A 15,193-nucleotide genomic window follows, 5' to 3' on the forward strand; every position below is an offset into this window, starting at 1 on the left:
ACGTCGCCATAAATCAGGGTTCAATTTTGTTCTGATTAGTGGCTTGGACACGAGGAGAGAAGGGTGGAAATATTTTTGTTTGCTGTGAGTGTGATGTATAGCCCGGGACCGGTTAACATCATGGGCCTCGGCGCGGGATTAACCGGTCAATTGCGCCGTACCGTCGGTTTTTTTATCGGCGTTGGCATGTCTTTGTTTTGTCTTTTTATTCTGTTTGGTTATCTTGGCGAGTCATTAATCACCGCCGCGTATTTACCCTATATCAGCGTGGCGGGGATCGCTTATACCTTTTATCTCGGGATAAAAATACTGCACAGCCGGGTGGATATCGATGCTAACGTCACGGCGGCCCCGATGAAAAGATTAACCTTCTGGAATGGATTTTTGATTCAGTCTTTTAATCCAAAAAGCATGCTGGTGGTGCTGCCAATCACCACGATGATGTTCCCGGCCGCCCATGTGACCGGCAACACGATTTTTCTGCTGTCGTTGCTATTAGGTATTGGCGGCGCCGGCGCGCCGGGTTGCTACGCGCTGTTGGGGGCATTGATAGGCCGCAGCGTGACCCATACCGGTTATTTCTCACGCTTCAACCAATTGATGGGCGGGCTGCTGATAATCGTGGCGGCCATTATGTTATATGAGCTGCTTGCCAGCGGAAAGCACGGATAAGGTGGCCGCGGACGGGTAAGCGCCGGGTTTATCGCGCAAATGGCAGGCCACCAGGCGGCCATCGCCCATATCGCTAAGTGTGGGCTCGACGGTACGGCACTTATCTCCCACGGACGCGGCGTAGGGGCAGCGGGTATGGAACCGGCACCCGCCCGGTACATTAAGCGGCGTCGGGATATCGCCTTCCAGAATAATGCGCTGGCGCCTCACTGTGGGGTCCGGCACCGGGATGGCCGACATCAGCGCTTCGCTATAGGGATGAAGCGGTGTCGAATAAAGCATGCGCGTCGGCGCGATTTCCATAATTTTCCCGAGATACATCACCGCCACCCGATGAGAAATATGTTTAACCGCCGCCATCCCGTGGGCGATAAACAGATAGCTGAGATCAAGCTCCTGCTGGAGTTGGCGCAGCAGGTTGAGGATCTGCGATTGTATGGATACATCCAGGGCCGAAACCGGCTCATCACAGACAATAAGCTTTGGATCGAGGGCCAGCGCGCGCGCAATGCCGATACGCTGGCGCTGGCCGCCGGAAAACTCATGGGGGTATCGCCTGGCGTGGAACGTGGCCAGCCCCACCAGATCAAGCAGACGCGCAATACGTCGCGCCCTGTCCGGGCCACCCGCCAGCCCGTGAATATCGAACGGCTCGGAGATCAGCTCCTCCACCGTCATGCGCGGGTTGAGCGAGGCGAAGGGATCCTGGAAAATGATCTGCATATCACGCCGGCGATTGCGCAGTTGACGAGGCATGAGCCCAAATATATCGACGCCTTCAAAGATGGCCCGACCCGCCGTCGGCTCGTGCAAGCGTAGGATAGTCTTGCCAACCGTGGTTTTGCCCGACCCCGACTCGCCGATAAGGGCGAGGGTTTCGCCTTTCGCCAGAGTAAAACTCACGCCATCCACGGCCTTGAGCATCGTACCCCGCCGTCCTTTAGCGGGAAAATATTTTTTCAAGCCGTCAACCTGCAAAAGCGGGTTGCTGGCCGGCAACGGATGTGACGTCATCGGGCTTGACCTCTTTTCAACGGTGGCTTTTCCGCCGCCGGCTCCCCGGCGGGTGCGGGGCATCCCGGCAGCGACGGTGACGGCGGGACGATAGCTGGCGGCGCCCGGAACGAAATCGGGATACCGTCAATCCGCTCCTGCGCGAAATGACAGGCGATGTGGCGTCCGGCGATAACTTCGCGTAATGGCGGATCGTTTTGCCGGCAGATATCCTGGACGTAAATACAGCGCGGATGGAAACGGCAGCCGCCCGGGAAATGTTTCGGATTAGGCACGTTGCCTTCGATAACAAATAACGTTTCCTGTTCAATGTCCATGCGTGGCATGGCGTTGAGCAGTCCTTCGGTATACGGATGCCCGGGATGGGCAAACAGTGAAAATACATCAGCGCTTTCCACCACACGGCCGCAATACATCACAATGACCCGCTCCGCCATCTCCGCCACCACGCCGAGATCGTGCGTCACCAGAATAATCGACATATTAAGCGTGTGTTTAAGCTGCTTCATCAACTCAAGCACCTGCGCCTGGATCGTCACATCCAGCGCGGTGGTCGGCTCATCGGCGATAAGCAGGTCGGGATGGGTGAACAACGCCATCGCAATCATTACCCGTTGGCGCATGCCGCCCGAAAGCTGGTGCGGGTAATCCCGCACGCGCCGCTCCGGCGAGGGAATGCCGACCAGGCGCAGCGCCTCGATCGCCTCCCGGGCGGCGGCGGCGCGCGACAGGCCCTGATGCAGACGGATGGCCTCGGACAACTGTGATCCTATGGTGAAAATAGGATTCAGCGAGGTCATCGGCTCCTGAAAGATCATCGAGATTTTATTGCCGCGAATGGTGCTCATGTCTTTCTCTGAGTAAGAAAGCAGATGGCGATCGCGGAATAAAATCGTCCCGCCGGCAATCCTGCCCGGCTTATCAATCAGACGCATGATAGACAGGCAGGTTTGACTTTTGCCGCAACCAGATTCACCAACGATCGCCAGCGTCTCGCCTGCCTGGACTTGAAAGCTGACGCCATCAACGGCGCGTACTACGCCGTCTTCGGTGTCATAGACCGTTTCCAGGTCGCGAACATCAATGAGTGGTTTTGGTTTTGGCATCGCTCAATCGTCCTCGCGCACAATAAGGTTGCCGTAGGCGTCCACCCGGGCAATTTGCCCGGGCAGCAGATAGGTGGTCGCATCCAGTTGTTCGATGATCGCCGGCCCCTTGACGGCGGCGGCGGCGCCCAGCCGGACCCGTTCATAGATAGGGCAGGTCAGCCATTCCCCGCCGGCATATACCCGCTGGCTGCCGCTCATGGCCTCCGTGGCCGGCGCCTCTTCCGTACCGAGCTTAGGCAATTGCGGTTTGGCCAGCCGGCCCGTGGCCTTGACGCGGGCCAGCACCACTTCCACCGGCATTTCGGGTTGCGAGAAAGTATACAATTGGTGATGTGCGGCATGAAAACTCGCTATCGCCCGCTGTAATTCATCAAGCGTTACGTCGCTGCCTTGCCAGGGTATGGTCAGTTCAAAACCCTGGTGGATATAACGCATGCCCACATACCATTCAATGGCGCGGCCCGCGTCAGGCACCTGTTCAGCGTCAAGCCAGGCGACCGCGCCGGCGTTCAGTTCGCTGAACGAATGCGCCAGACGTTCGAGGTCGTAATCCGGCGCGCGCAGGATACAGGTAACGGAGAAATCGTTTTTCAGATCGGAGGACAGCAACCCCAGACTCGATAACACGCCGGCTTCTGGGGAGATGATAGCGGCCTTCATACCTAACAGGCGGGTCAGAAAGCCGCTATGCAGCGGTCCGGCGCCGCCGAAAGGCACCAGGGCGAAATCGGCCGGATCGTGGCCGCGCACCACTGACACTTCGCGGATGGCGCCCATCATATTATTATTGGCGATATCGATAATGCCGCTTGCGGCATCTTCGACCGACAAGCCTAAGGGTTTGGCAATGTATTCTTCGATAGCGTTGGCCGCCGCGTCGATATCCAGCGTCATTTCGCCGTTTAACAGGCGGGGCGTTAAATGGCCGAGCACCAGATGCGCGTCCGTCACCGTGGGCTCTTTGCCGCCGCGGCCGTAGCAAACGGGTCCCGGCATGGCGCCGGCGCTCATGGGCCCCACCAGCAGCGAACCATTGACCAGGCGGGCAATCGAACCGCCGCCGGCGCCAATAGTATGGATATCGATCATCGGCAAACTCAGCGGCCAATCGCCTACATGGCCTTCCGTGGTCACATTGGCATCACCGCCATTGATCAGGCAGATATCCGCCGAGGTGCCGCCGACATCAAACGAAATCAGCTTGCTCTCGCCCGCGAGCCGACCGACCAGCCCGGCGCCGATCACCCCCGCAGCCGGACCCGACAAGGCGGTTTGGACCGGCTGGCGGCGAATAGTCTCCACCCCGGTCACGCCGCCGCTGGATTTCATCAGCAGCAGGCGGCCGTTAACGCCATCGGCCGCGATCCGTTGTTCCAGACGAATGACATAGCTCGATACCTTTGGCATGACGTAACAGTTCAGCAGCGTCGCCATGCTGCGCTCGAATTCCCGGAAGGTCGGCAAGACCTCTGACGACAGCGACACCAGCGCTTGCGGATACTCTTGCGCGATAATGGCGCGGGTCCGCTGCTCATGGCTGGCGTTGGCATAAGAATGCAGATAACACACCGCGATAGCCTTAATGTTTAGACGCTTGATGCGGATAATGGCGGCGCGCACCTTCTCCTCGGATAGCGGCGCCAGTTCATGTCCTTCAAAATCCATGCGGCCGTCAATTTCATAGATGCGTTCGGCCGGCACCGGTCGTTCCGGCTTCACCCAGGAATAGATATTCTCGTTGCGGGGAATATCGTGCCGTCCGATTTCCAGTACATGCCGGAATCCGGTGGTGGTCAGCAAGGCGCATTCGGCGCCATCCATCTCCAGGATGGTATTAGTGGCAACCGTTGTGCCATGAAAAACGTGGCTGACGTCCTCAGCCCGCATACCGGTATCGGCGAGGATGCGCCGCATACCCGTCACGAAACCCACCGACGGATCTTCCGGCGTCGAGGGCGTTTTAGCCTTATAGAGTTTGCCGGTACGGCGATCGACCAATGTAATATCAGTAAACGTGCCGCCAGTATCGACAGCGATGGAAAGCATGTGATCCATGATAAACGACCCTTAGGGTTAAACGCGCGAATGTTGGGATTGGCTGAGGGTGTCGGCGTGGTCCCACCACTCTTCGGCATCAAAATAACGGCAACGATGGAATAGTTTGGTTGGCCAGCGGTACGCCGCGCGGTGTTCCCGGGTCGCGGCCATATTGACGGACTGCGACTCGACATCAAGAATGACGCCATAGTCTTCCTGCGCGCTTTCGACGCTGACGAAGCCGGCCAGAACATCGCGTAATACCCGCTCGGGTTCGCGATCGAAAGGATGGCCAAACCCGCCACCACCCGGCATGGCGATTTGCAATACATCGCCCGTTGCAAGCGCCACGCCATCTTGCAGGCTGGGCAGGATTTTTTCGCCGGGCGTGCCGGGATTGAGCACGAACCGGCCGGAGCGGCCGCTCATGCCGCCGTTTACGCCATAGGCGGGATAGTCCACATTGCTCATGCGAATGGAAATGGAGGCGGACTTCGAGATCATCGCAAATTCACGGATAACGCCGCAGCCCCCGCGCCACCGCCCCGGTCCGCCCGAATCCTGATTAATGGCGTATTGCCGCATGATCAGGGGGTAATTTTGTTCCGCGAACTCAAGGGGATAATTTTGCTGGTTGAGGAAATACACCGCGTCCGGCCCATCGGAAGCGGGGCGCGCGCCCTGGCCGGCGGCGATGGCCAGGGTTTTAAGAAACACTTTGCCGCTGCCCATGAACACGCCGCGCAATTTGTTGGCGCTATAGGCGGAGCTGGAGGCCAGGGCCAAATCAGGGCGGGCAACGCCGATAAGGCCCAGGCAAGCGCTGGTCACCCGCGATACGGTCACTGAGCGCTGCCCGAGAGAGGCGGGGAAACGGGGCTGGATGACGCTGCCTTCGCGCAGTTTCACTTCATCGATAATCCCCAGCAGCCCTTCGTTGAACATAAATTCCGGATGTCCCGCCAGGGCATAGATGCCGAACACCATCTGCACCACGGACGGATGCATGAGGAAGTTAATCGGTCCAAGGGTTTGATCGTCGGTATCGGTGGCATCAAGGATCAGCTTTCCGTTGGCGGCGGTGAGCGTCATGCGGATGGCGATAGACGTCGTGCCATGCCCGTCCTGGTCGATAAGCTCGGCGAACCTATAGCTACCGGGGGTAAAGATGGCGTCGAGCCGGGCGCGGGCAAACTCCCTGGTCTGATTGATCAGTTGTTCAAAAGCCTGATGGGCGGTCTCTATGCCAAACCGTTCGAATAATTCGACCATGCGCAGACGACCCAGCTCTACGGCTGCCATCATGGCGCGCACATCGCCTTTTATCATGTCGGGGAAACGTGAGTTGCGGACAAAGGTGCGGAACAGATCTTCGTTCAGCACCCCTTCGCGATAAAGCCTGACCGGCGGGATCAGAATGCCTTCATGGAAAATTTCGGTCGCATCCGGCGTGGTTGACCCGGAATGCGTGCCGCCAATATCCAGAAAATGCGCCCATGAATGGGTAAAGCCGACCAGTTGGCCCGCAACAAAGATTGGGCTGATAAAAACCTGATCCGGCGTGTGGGACACACCGCCCTTGGAGAGATAAGGATCGTCATACCAATAGACGTCTCCCGGTTTCATCTCCTCCATGGGGAAAAATTCCAGCACCGGGTCGAGAATATTGCCCAATAGCGGCAACTTGGTGCCAATCAGCAGACGGCCTTGCCGATCAAACAGGCCGCAGAAATAGTCCTGTTTTTCACGGATCACCGGCGACATGGCGGTGCGCTGCAACAGACGCTCCATTTCAGACTGCGCGGAACTCAGCGCCCCTTTGACGATTTCCAGCATGACCGGCGTAACGCTCTGCGCCGGCCGGGTACCGCGTGCCACAACGAGATTTTGCATAAATGAATACCCTTTCCGATAAATTGCGCGGCGTAGCGCACGCATATTTAATTACCGGGTTGCCGTAAGGCACCCGCTATAAATTCAATATTATCTTGCCGATCAAGGTGATGGAGTTGCTCATACAGCTCATTGGCGGTCTGCTGATCCAGGCGGCCATGACAACAGTCAAAAAATTTCTCCCGGCGGTCATCTGAACCAAAGGGTTCCGACAGGTCGCCCTTGGCCATGGCCCGCGCGGCGCATAACCGCCTGCCATCCCGCAGATGAACGCTGAGTTTGTGCGTCACATAGCCAGACTTATCCTCCCTGGCGGGATCCGCCGCATGCATCCGCGTCAGCGGCAGGAAACGGCGAATCGCCGGGTCGAAAATGGCGTCAGGGGTGAAATCCGCCAGGCGCAGCCGGTTGTTGGCCAAGGCGACGGCAAGGCAGTAATGCATTGAGAAGCGCGCCTGCATCTCATTGGCCGGCTCGGTGTACGGAAGATTGTCTTTATTGATAGAGCCCACCAGGCAATCCAGCAAAATAACGTCTTGCGCCGCAAAGCCGTGGGCGGCTTTCAGGTCCAGCAGCATATCGATGGCGTTATGGGTAGAGGCGCAACAAGGATGTCGTTTCGGCGACAGACCTATGGCTTCGATGACATGCAGCTTGCCGGTGTCGGCGATCGCCTCCTGCCAAGGCCTGCCGGCGGCGGCGTACAGGGAAGCAAACCCAAAGGGATGATCCATGATCCCGGGGTTGCCGCGCATGCCGGCGGCGGCAAGCGCGGCGGCCTCAACCGCATTGCGCGCCGCGAGACCGGCATGAAGCGGTTTGGCCGCGGTGCCGAATTGTCCCTTCACCCCGGCGGCCATGCTGATGGCGAGGCACATGGCCTGGAGGATGCCTGCTTCATCCAGCCCCAGCAGCCAGGCCGCGCCCGCCGCGGCGCCGATGGCGCCAATCGTTGAGGTGGCGTGCCAGCCGGCGGCATAATGGCCCGGGTTCATCACCGCGCCGATGACTGCCTGCGCTTGCAGTCCCACCAGATAGCTTGCCACCAGCTGCCGGCCATCAGCGCCGGCCGCCTGCGCCGTGGCCAGCAAGGCGGGGACCAGCACGGCGGAAGCATGACCCATCAGCGGACGGAATGTGTCATCGTAATCGAGCGCATGCGCCGCCGTGGCGTTGATCAGCGCCGCAACGCCAGGAGCGCCGGCGCCACCGCCGATCGCGACGCTGGCGCCGGCGGTGAGGCTGGCGCGATATGCCTGCCGGGTCATCTGCACGACCGGATCCCCGGCGCCGGCTATCATGCAGGCCAGCGTATCGCGGATCGCCTCGGCGGCCCCTTGCCGGGCCGCCAAGCTGAAGCCTTCGCCGTTCCGGCTCCAGCGGGCGAGATATTCGAGCATGTTCATCGCCATCATCCCCGTTTATAAGCCGGTATCGAGCGCGTCACGCAGACCGTCGCCCAGCCAGTTGAACAGCAGGACCGTGATGAAAATCACCATGCCGGGAATAAAGGCCAACATCGGCGCGTTCCACATATAACCGCGCGCGTTGGAAAGCATGTTCCCCCAACTCGGATCCGGCGGCTGCACGCCAAGCCCGAGAAAGGATAAGGAGGATTCAATCAGGATCGCCCAGCCGATGCCGAGGGTTGCTGATACGATGATGGCGGGCCATGACTGCGGCAGGATATGCTTGAAGAACAGCCGGGAGGGCGTCGCGCCCAGCGCCCGGGCCGCCTCGACATACACCAGTTCCCGGTTGCGCAATACCTCGCCCCGCACGATGCGGGCGACGCTCATCCAACTGGTGACGCCGATGACGATAACAATGTGGAACAGCGTCGAGCCAAAGAGCGCCAGCACGGTGAGCATAAAAAAGAAGATGGGCACCGATAGCATGCCATCGGTGATCCGCATCAGGATGCTATCGATCCTGCCGCCGGAAAATCCGGCCATCCCACCGATCAACGTGCCGATGGCCACTGAGAAAATTACCGCCGAAACCCCTACCGACAAGGAAATTTGCGCGCCGTAGATCAAGCGGGAAAAGACATCGCGGCCATTCTCATCCGTCCCTAATAAATGGACCAGCCCCGGTGGCTGCATGCGGTCTCGCAACGACATCTGGTTTGGCGGGAAGGGCGCGATCACCGGTGCGAGGAGAGCGCCAAGGCTCAGTACGATAAGCAGAAACAAGGCAATCACCGCGCCTTTATTGCGGCAAAAACGACGCAATGCCCGCCGCCCCGGGGAGCGGCTCATCGGCGCCGCGGCGTCGGGTAATGGCTGTATCTGTTGCAGTGTCATGGCGGTCCTCACTTCAATGAGATGCGCGGATCGATCCACGCGTATAACAAATCCACGATAAAACTGGCGACTATCACGATGGCGGACGTCACCAACGTTACCGCCATAATGACCGGATAGTCCCGTTCAAACGCTGCCCGCACGGCAAGCTGTCCCATACCGGGCCAGCCAAATACGGTTTCGGTGATCGCTGCGCCGCCGAATAACCGGGGGATCAATAATCCAATCACCGTCACTACCGGCACCAGGGCGTTGGCCAGCGCATGTTTGTAAACAGTGACGCGCTCGCTGAGTCCCTTCGCCCGGGCGGTGCGGATGAAATCTTCCTGCAGTACCGTAATCATGGCCGAGCGGGTATAGCGCACCAGCTCCGCCATATTGGCCACCGCCAGTACCAGCGTGGGCAACACCAGGTGACTGACCACATCCAGAAATCCGCCGCCCCCTTCGCTGACCATTCCCCCCGCCGGCAGCCAGGAGAGTTTGATGGAAAAAATAATCACCAAAATCAGCCCAAACCAGAACGGCGGAACGGACAAACCGAAAAAACTGAACATCGCCGTGGCATGATCGAACAGACTATTGCGCCGCCTGGCCGACATCACGCCCAGGGGCACCGATATCAGCACGGCGACCACCAGCGAGCATGCCGCCAGCAACAGGGTATTAGGCAATTGCTGGGCGATAATGCCCGCGACGGGCAGCCGGACGCTGAGCGATGTGCCGAAATCCCCCCGCAGAACGCCGCTTAGCCAGTGTCCGTACTGGACGATAAAAGGCTGATCCAGTCCCATCAGCTTTTTCATTAACGCCGCGTCTTCCGGCGACATGCCGGGATCGATCAGAATCGAGGGACCCCCGGGCGCCATAGTGATAAGCATGAAGGCCACAAAAGACACCACCAGGAGAAGCACCGCCGCGCTGATCGATCGGCGCATAAAATACCGTACCATTGGCTTCCGCCTTGTTTAGTCAATTCTGTTATCGGGTCCGCCGAACAGCGGCGATTTTACCCAGGCTGTATCGATACCCCAGCGTGGGCGACCACCCCTGGATCGAGGAGGAAACGCATTCAATATCGTGGGCGTAATACAGAAAGATGACCGGCGCATCATCCGCGATAAGCGCCTGTACCTTCTGGTAAATCCTGATGCGCTCGGGCTCGTCCACCGTCAGGCGGCCTTTTTCCAGCAGGGCGTCGGTTTCCGGATTCGAATACTTGGCGATATTCAGCGACCGGTTCGAACCGTAATAGGTGATGATGTCGGGATCGGGCGCGGTGATATACCAGGTAATCGCCGCTTGGACATCGGAGGGTTTAGCGCGCAAGCGCTGTACCAGCGCCCCAAAATCACCGGATTTGATGGTGATGTCGACGCCCAGCTTCTTCCAGGTATCTTGCAGGATCAGGGCAATCTGTTGCCGGGTCATATTGCCCGCGTCCACCTCAAGCACAAACTTGAGCGGTTTGCCTTCCTTACTCCTGATGCCGCCCGCGCCCGCCTTCCAGCCGGCATCATCTAAAATCTGAGCGGCCCGTGATAAATTAAAGTCGTAGCTTTCAACTTGGCTGTTATGGTATTTGGCGAGAACCGGCGTAATGGGTGAAGCCGCCGGCTCAGCCATACCGAACAGGCTGCTTTCAATAATCGAACGGCGATCGGTGGCATAGGCCAGTGCCTGACGCACGTGCTTGTCGTTGAATGGAAAAACCGCGTTGTTGAGGCTAACGAAGAAATAGGTATTCGACAGCACTTCGTTAATCCGCAGCTTGGGATTGGATTTGATGGCATCCACTTGGTAAGGCTCGATCAGCATCCAATCGAGCTGTCCGCTTTGCAACTGGGCGAATTGCTGCTCAATATCGGGCATGACTTTGAACGTCACGGCGCTCAGCTGCGGCTTGCCACCAAAAAAATCATCAAACCGCGTCAGGCGAACGTACGAGCCGGGGACGAATTCAGCAAATTTAAACGGTCCGGTGCCGATGGGCCGTTTGGAAAAAGCGGCGGGCTGCGTGAATTGCCCGGCGGTCCAGGTGCCCAGACTATGCACCGGCAGTATCGGCGCCAGGTAACCCAACAATACCGGCAATGCGGGGGTCGGGTCGGTGGTGATCAACCTGACGCTGTGGTCATCGATTTTTTCCGCCCGGACCAGCATGGTGAAATTGGATCGCTGAGGAAAGCTAATCTCTGGATTGAGCCAGACCTTATTAATGGTAAAAATAACGTCGTCCGCGGTGAAGGCCGTACCGTCGTGCCATTTCACATCCTTGCGCAAATTGAACGTCCAGCTCAGCCCGTCTTCCGCTACCGTCCAGTTGTCAGCAAGATCGCCGACCACTTTTTGTCCTGGATCGTCATACGTGGTCAGGTTATTGAACAGCACGCGATTGACCATTACGTTTTGCACGCCGCCGATCAGTGGCCAAAGCGCCGGATTACTGATGACCGGCAGCGTAAACACGCCGCCCTCGGCGGAAGGTGTATCGGTGCCCTGAGCGAAGGCAAGGTGGGTCACGCCGGCAGGCAGCGCCGCGAGCGCGACCGTTCGCGCCAGAGTCGCCAGCAATGACCGGCGGGATAAGCACATAGCGTCATGCGGTGTAGTCGTGGACATCTGAACCCTCTCTCTGATGTTGCTCAATTAGGTCCGGCTACGGGACGGGATGACGGTGCTATCGAGCCGGGCCAAAAATTGGATAAGCTGTTGCAAGCCAAGAACAATGGATGGAATGTGCAGGCTTTCCCCGACCGAATGGACGCCTTTGCCCAGGCTGGAGCCGATGGCGATGGCGGGAATGCCAAGGGAAAAAGGAATGTTCGCGTCGGTGCTGGAATAGGTCACGTCAGGGGTGATACGCATCGCCGCCAATACGTCACATGCGGTACGAATCAGCGGATGCTGCGCATCGATACCGCCGCCGGGCCGGTCGCCGACCTTCTCAATCTCCTGTCGGCAACCAAACTCCTTGGCCGTGTCCTGGAAAATAGCCAGCGCCGCGGCCGCGATCTTTTCCAGCTCCGCCTGGGAGACCGAGCGCATATCGATCACCGCGACCGCCTCTTCGGCAATTACATTGACCGATACGCCACCGTTGAACTTGCCGACGTTGAGGGTGGTCTTGGGATCGCTGGGCACCGGGAGCTGGCAAAACCGGGCGCAGGCGGTGGCCAGGCCATGTACCGCGCTTGGGTTGCCGAAAGCCGAGAAGCTATGGCCGCCCGCGGCCCGGTAGGTGATTTTGTATCTTTTACTGCCGGCGCCGCCATAAACCACAGTACCCAGATCGCCGTCATAGGCCACCACGGCGTCAACCTTATCGCCCCAGGTATCCATCAGCTTGCGGATGCCGCGCAGATCGCCCAATCCTTCTTCGCAAACACTGCTCGCCAGGATCACCTCGCATGGTAGCGTCAGTTCCGTCTCCCGCAGCAGCCGGGCGAGGCTGATGAGGTTCGCCACCGCGGTGGAGTTATCCCGGATGCCGGGACAATAAATGCGATCGCCCTCAATGCGCGGTTGCAGCGGGGTGTCGAGAGGAAAGACGGTATCCATATGGGAAACGACCATAACGCGTGGACCACTGCCGGGGCGACGCCCCGTGACATTGCCGATATTATCGATGGCGACATCGGTAAGACCCACTTCTGAAAAGCGCCGCGCGATATGGGCGGCGCGCTTGGATTCATTGAATGAGGGGGCGGGAATGGTCGCAATGGCCACCGCTTCATCCAGAAGTCGTTCGGCATTCTGTTCAACAAGCCGCATAATGGCTGTTACGTTACGTTCCATAAGGAATAGCTCCTGCTCTGCGCTCCGCAAGCACGGACCGGCCAAGTGAATTGGGCTGTGGAAAAGATTCACAGTGTGAATGTGCGCCAAAACCGGTTGCGGTATTTAGCGCAGATGTATAGGTAATATGGGAAAATTGCTTTTCTTATGTTATGGATGTAACGATATTTGTTGCTTGAACCTTGGTCAATCTTGAATCAATAATTCAACATATGACATAATTATGCATCTGAGGCACAGTGATAGACGATAGCGATATCCATGGAATGATCGACGCGGGTGAAGCCACCCGCCGGCTGGGGGTAAGTTTTGCCACGTTATATTCCTATGTAAGCCGTGGTCTTATCCATTCGGAGGCCCAGCCCGGCAGTAGCCGCACCAGGCTCTATTCCGCCGCGGATATTGAACGGCTCATATGGCAGAAAACCCTGGCGCGCAAGCCGTCTTCGGCCGCCGCTACCGCGTTGAGCTGGGGATTGCCCGTACTGGAAACCCGCATCAGCCAGATCCAAAACGGTATGCTGACCTACCGCGGCCGGGATATCCTGGAGCTGGCCGATAGCCATACGCTGGAAGATGTGGCGATGCTGTTATGGAACGCGCCGGTGAACCCGTTCGTCGCCGCCGATTTTGACATCGCTGATATTCCCGGATGGTCTGAAACGGCAAAACTGCTTATTGACGATCCGGTGATCGACCGTTCCATTACTCTCATGTCGTTTGTGCGGCGCTCCGTCAAGGAATCCGACGATGTATTCGTTTCGGCGGCACGGCTGGTGCGGGCGATAACCGCCACAGTGGTCACCTCGCCGCCCGATATCGGCAAGACCTTGCATGAGGCGCTGGCCACCTGCTGGAACGCGCCGGCCGCCGCGGATATTATCCGGCGGGTACTGGTGTGCTGCGCTGAGCATGAATTGAATACGTCCTCTTTTTCCGTGCGCGTTGCGGCCTCCACCGATGTCGATCTGGCGACCTGCCTGCTTACCGGCCTGACCGCCTATTGCGGCTATGAGCATTCCGGGGTGGTCACGGAGGCCAGGGAGCTGGTGCGCCAGGCAATGGCGGGGGAAGACCTGACCCGTCTCATCACCTCCCGTACCCGTTCCACCGCGCCTCTGGCGGGTTTTTTTCACCGGCTTTATCCGGACGGTGATCCGCGTGCCCGTGAGATCCTTACCCGCCTGGAGATTCCCGCGCCCGTCGCCCGGCTGATCGAAACCATCGGCCATATCACCGGCTTGAAGCCCAATATCGAATTGGCGCTGGTGGTGGTGGAGAGAGTCTATAAACTCCCCCTGGGGGCAGCGGAAGCTATGTTTATTACCGGCCGATCCGTTGGCTGGATGTCCCATGCGATGGAGCAAAAATTGAGCGGCATCCGTATCCGGCCGCGCGCCAGCGCGGGACGTTAGCGACAGGGTGGCGCGAATGCGTCAGCCCGCCCCCTTGCCCTACGCCGCGCGGTGTTGTGGCTTAATGATTTTGGACACCGATTGAGGTTATATTGAGATAACTTTAGGAGGTGTTTCTATGGTTGCTAATCGTTCTTTCTCTCCTGATTTTAAGCGCGAGGCCGCGAGTCTGGTGCTTGATCAACGCTATTCTATACGCCAGGCGTGTGAAGCAATGGATGTCGGTCCAACTGCTTTACGCCGTTGGGTCAATCAGCTTCAAAGTGAACGCGGAGGTGCCATCCTTGCCGGCTCTAAGGCCATAACTCCAGAACAACAATACATTCAGGAGCTTGAAGCAAAAATACGCAGAATTGAACGTGAGAAAGAAATCCTAAAAAAAGCTACCGCTCTTTTAATGTCAGACTCGCTCAATCAGTCAAACTGATAACCGCACTAAAAGAGCAATATTCTATTAAAGAGTTATGTGCAGCATTCGGAGTGAGTCGCAGCAGCTATTATTACCAACGTTTGCACTATGGGCGGATAAATTCCGCGCGGTTGCGCCTTAAAAAACAGGTGATTGCACTTCATTCACAGAGTCGTGGCGCCGCAGGCGCCCGCAGTTTATCGGCCCTGCTACGCGGTCAGGGGGAATTCGTTGGCCGGTACAAAGTCATCCGACTCATGCGAGAAGCAGGTATAAGCAGTAAACAGCCTCGCCGTCATCGCTATGAGACACATTATGTGGAATCCACGATAGCCAGCAATCACTTGAAGCGTCAGTTCACTGTTAACGGCCCCAATGAAGTCTGGTGTGGAGATGTGACTTATATCTGGGCGGGGAAAAGCTGGCTTTATCTGGCGGTGGTAATGGACTTATACGCGCGAAAAGTGGTGGGTTGGGCTTTTTCGGCTAATCCTAACAGCCAGTTAACGAAACAGGCTTTAGAAATAGCTTATTTTTCAA

13 protein-coding genes are annotated in these 15,193 nt (G+C 58.0%); 4 read left to right on the plus strand and 9 right to left on the minus strand.

The features are described from left to right. The first annotated feature begins 84 nt into the window (after positions 1-84). Entirely contained in the window at positions 85-672 is a 588-nt protein-coding gene (locus VGC33_RS16460) for a LysE family translocator (RefSeq protein WP_331121864.1), read from the plus strand. Here the strand turns inward: VGC33_RS16460 and VGC33_RS16465 are convergent. From VGC33_RS16465 to VGC33_RS16505, 9 genes are read right to left on the minus strand one after another with little or no spacing between them, the layout of a single operon-like run. Continuing rightward, positions 637-1,686, minus strand: a complete 1,050-nt coding sequence (locus VGC33_RS16465; protein WP_331121852.1) for an ABC transporter ATP-binding protein — start codon at positions 1,684-1,686, stop codon at positions 637-639. The two genes, VGC33_RS16460 and VGC33_RS16465, sit on opposite strands and share 36 nt — an antisense overlap. Then, on the minus strand, positions 1,683-2,792 hold the full coding sequence (locus VGC33_RS16470; protein ID WP_331121853.1) for an ABC transporter ATP-binding protein: 1,110 nt from the start codon (positions 2,790-2,792) through the stop codon (positions 1,683-1,685). Before VGC33_RS16470 ends, VGC33_RS16465 begins: the two co-directional genes overlap by 4 nt. A gap of 3 nt (positions 2,793-2,795) precedes the next feature. Next, positions 2,796-4,850 carry a hydantoinase/oxoprolinase family protein gene (locus VGC33_RS16475; RefSeq protein WP_331121854.1) on the minus strand — a complete coding sequence of 685 codons (2,055 nt, stop codon included), beginning with the start codon at positions 4,848-4,850 and terminating at the stop codon, positions 2,796-2,798. An 18-nt stretch (positions 4,851-4,868) separates the two neighbouring features. Then, a complete protein-coding gene (locus tag VGC33_RS16480; protein WP_331121855.1) occupies positions 4,869-6,725 on the minus strand; it encodes a hydantoinase B/oxoprolinase family protein in 1,857 nt (618 codons plus the stop codon). Between the two features lie 47 nt (positions 6,726-6,772). Continuing rightward, positions 6,773-8,131, minus strand: a complete 1,359-nt coding sequence (locus tag VGC33_RS16485; protein WP_331121856.1) for an MmgE/PrpD family protein — start codon at positions 8,129-8,131, stop codon at positions 6,773-6,775. 15 nt (positions 8,132-8,146) lie between these two features. Continuing rightward, positions 8,147-9,031 (minus strand): ABC transporter permease, encoded by an 885-nt coding sequence (locus VGC33_RS16490; protein WP_331121857.1) that lies wholly within the window; start codon positions 9,029-9,031, stop codon positions 8,147-8,149. A gap of 8 nt (positions 9,032-9,039) precedes the next feature. Next, entirely contained in the window at positions 9,040-9,984 is a 945-nt protein-coding gene (locus tag VGC33_RS16495; protein ID WP_331121858.1) for an ABC transporter permease, read from the minus strand. A 28-nt stretch (positions 9,985-10,012) separates the two neighbouring features. Further along, entirely contained in the window at positions 10,013-11,653 is a 1,641-nt protein-coding gene (locus VGC33_RS16500; protein WP_331121859.1) for an ABC transporter substrate-binding protein, read from the minus strand. A gap of 27 nt (positions 11,654-11,680) precedes the next feature. Then, positions 11,681-12,829, minus strand: a complete 1,149-nt coding sequence (locus VGC33_RS16505; protein WP_331121860.1) for a M20/M25/M40 family metallo-hydrolase — start codon at positions 12,827-12,829, stop codon at positions 11,681-11,683. A gap of 239 nt (positions 12,830-13,068) precedes the next feature. Here VGC33_RS16505 and VGC33_RS16510 point away from each other — a divergent pair, with 239 nt between their 5' ends. The 3 genes from VGC33_RS16510 to VGC33_RS16520 all read left to right on the plus strand — a co-directional run. Then, positions 13,069-14,244, plus strand: coding sequence for a citrate/2-methylcitrate synthase (locus VGC33_RS16510; protein ID WP_331121861.1), 1,176 nt, complete (start codon positions 13,069-13,071; stop codon positions 14,242-14,244). Between the two features lie 118 nt (positions 14,245-14,362). After that, complete coding sequence (locus VGC33_RS16515) at positions 14,363-14,671, plus strand: transposase (protein WP_331121862.1); 309 nt, start codon at positions 14,363-14,365, stop codon at positions 14,669-14,671. Between the two features lie 26 nt (positions 14,672-14,697). Next, a partial coding sequence (locus tag VGC33_RS16520) for an IS3 family transposase (protein WP_331121865.1) occupies positions 14,698-15,193 on the plus strand: 496 nt, incomplete at its 3' end.

Origin of the sequence: Acerihabitans sp., assembly GCF_036398755.1 — a bacterium.
Lineage (GTDB): Bacteria > Pseudomonadota > Gammaproteobacteria > Enterobacterales > Enterobacteriaceae > Acerihabitans.

What these genes read in the sequence shown, in the direction of transcription:
- VGC33_RS16465 (WP_331121852.1), bottom strand. Translation starts at nt 1,686, where the DNA reads ATGACGTCACATCCGTTGCCGGCCAGCAACCCGCTTTTGCAGGTTGAC.
- VGC33_RS16470 (WP_331121853.1), bottom strand. Translation starts at nt 2,792, where the DNA reads ATGCCAAAACCAAAACCACTCATTGATGTTCGCGACCTGGAAACGGTC.
- VGC33_RS16475 (WP_331121854.1), bottom strand. Translation starts at nt 4,850, where the DNA reads ATGGATCACATGCTTTCCATCGCTGTCGATACTGGCGGCACGTTTACT.
- VGC33_RS16480 (WP_331121855.1), bottom strand. Translation starts at nt 6,725, where the DNA reads ATGCAAAATCTCGTTGTGGCACGCGGTACCCGGCCGGCGCAGAGCGTT.
- VGC33_RS16485 (WP_331121856.1), bottom strand. Translation starts at nt 8,131, where the DNA reads ATGAACATGCTCGAATATCTCGCCCGCTGGAGCCGGAACGGCGAAGGC.
- VGC33_RS16490 (WP_331121857.1), bottom strand. Translation starts at nt 9,031, where the DNA reads ATGACACTGCAACAGATACAGCCATTACCCGACGCCGCGGCGCCGATG.
- VGC33_RS16495 (WP_331121858.1), bottom strand. Translation starts at nt 9,984, where the DNA reads ATGGTACGGTATTTTATGCGCCGATCGATCAGCGCGGCGGTGCTTCTC.
- VGC33_RS16500 (WP_331121859.1), bottom strand. Translation starts at nt 11,653, where the DNA reads ATGTCCACGACTACACCGCATGACGCTATGTGCTTATCCCGCCGGTCA.
- VGC33_RS16505 (WP_331121860.1), bottom strand. Translation starts at nt 12,829, where the DNA reads ATGGAACGTAACGTAACAGCCATTATGCGGCTTGTTGAACAGAATGCC.
- VGC33_RS16515 (WP_331121862.1), top strand. Translation starts at nt 14,363, where the DNA reads ATGGTTGCTAATCGTTCTTTCTCTCCTGATTTTAAGCGCGAGGCCGCG.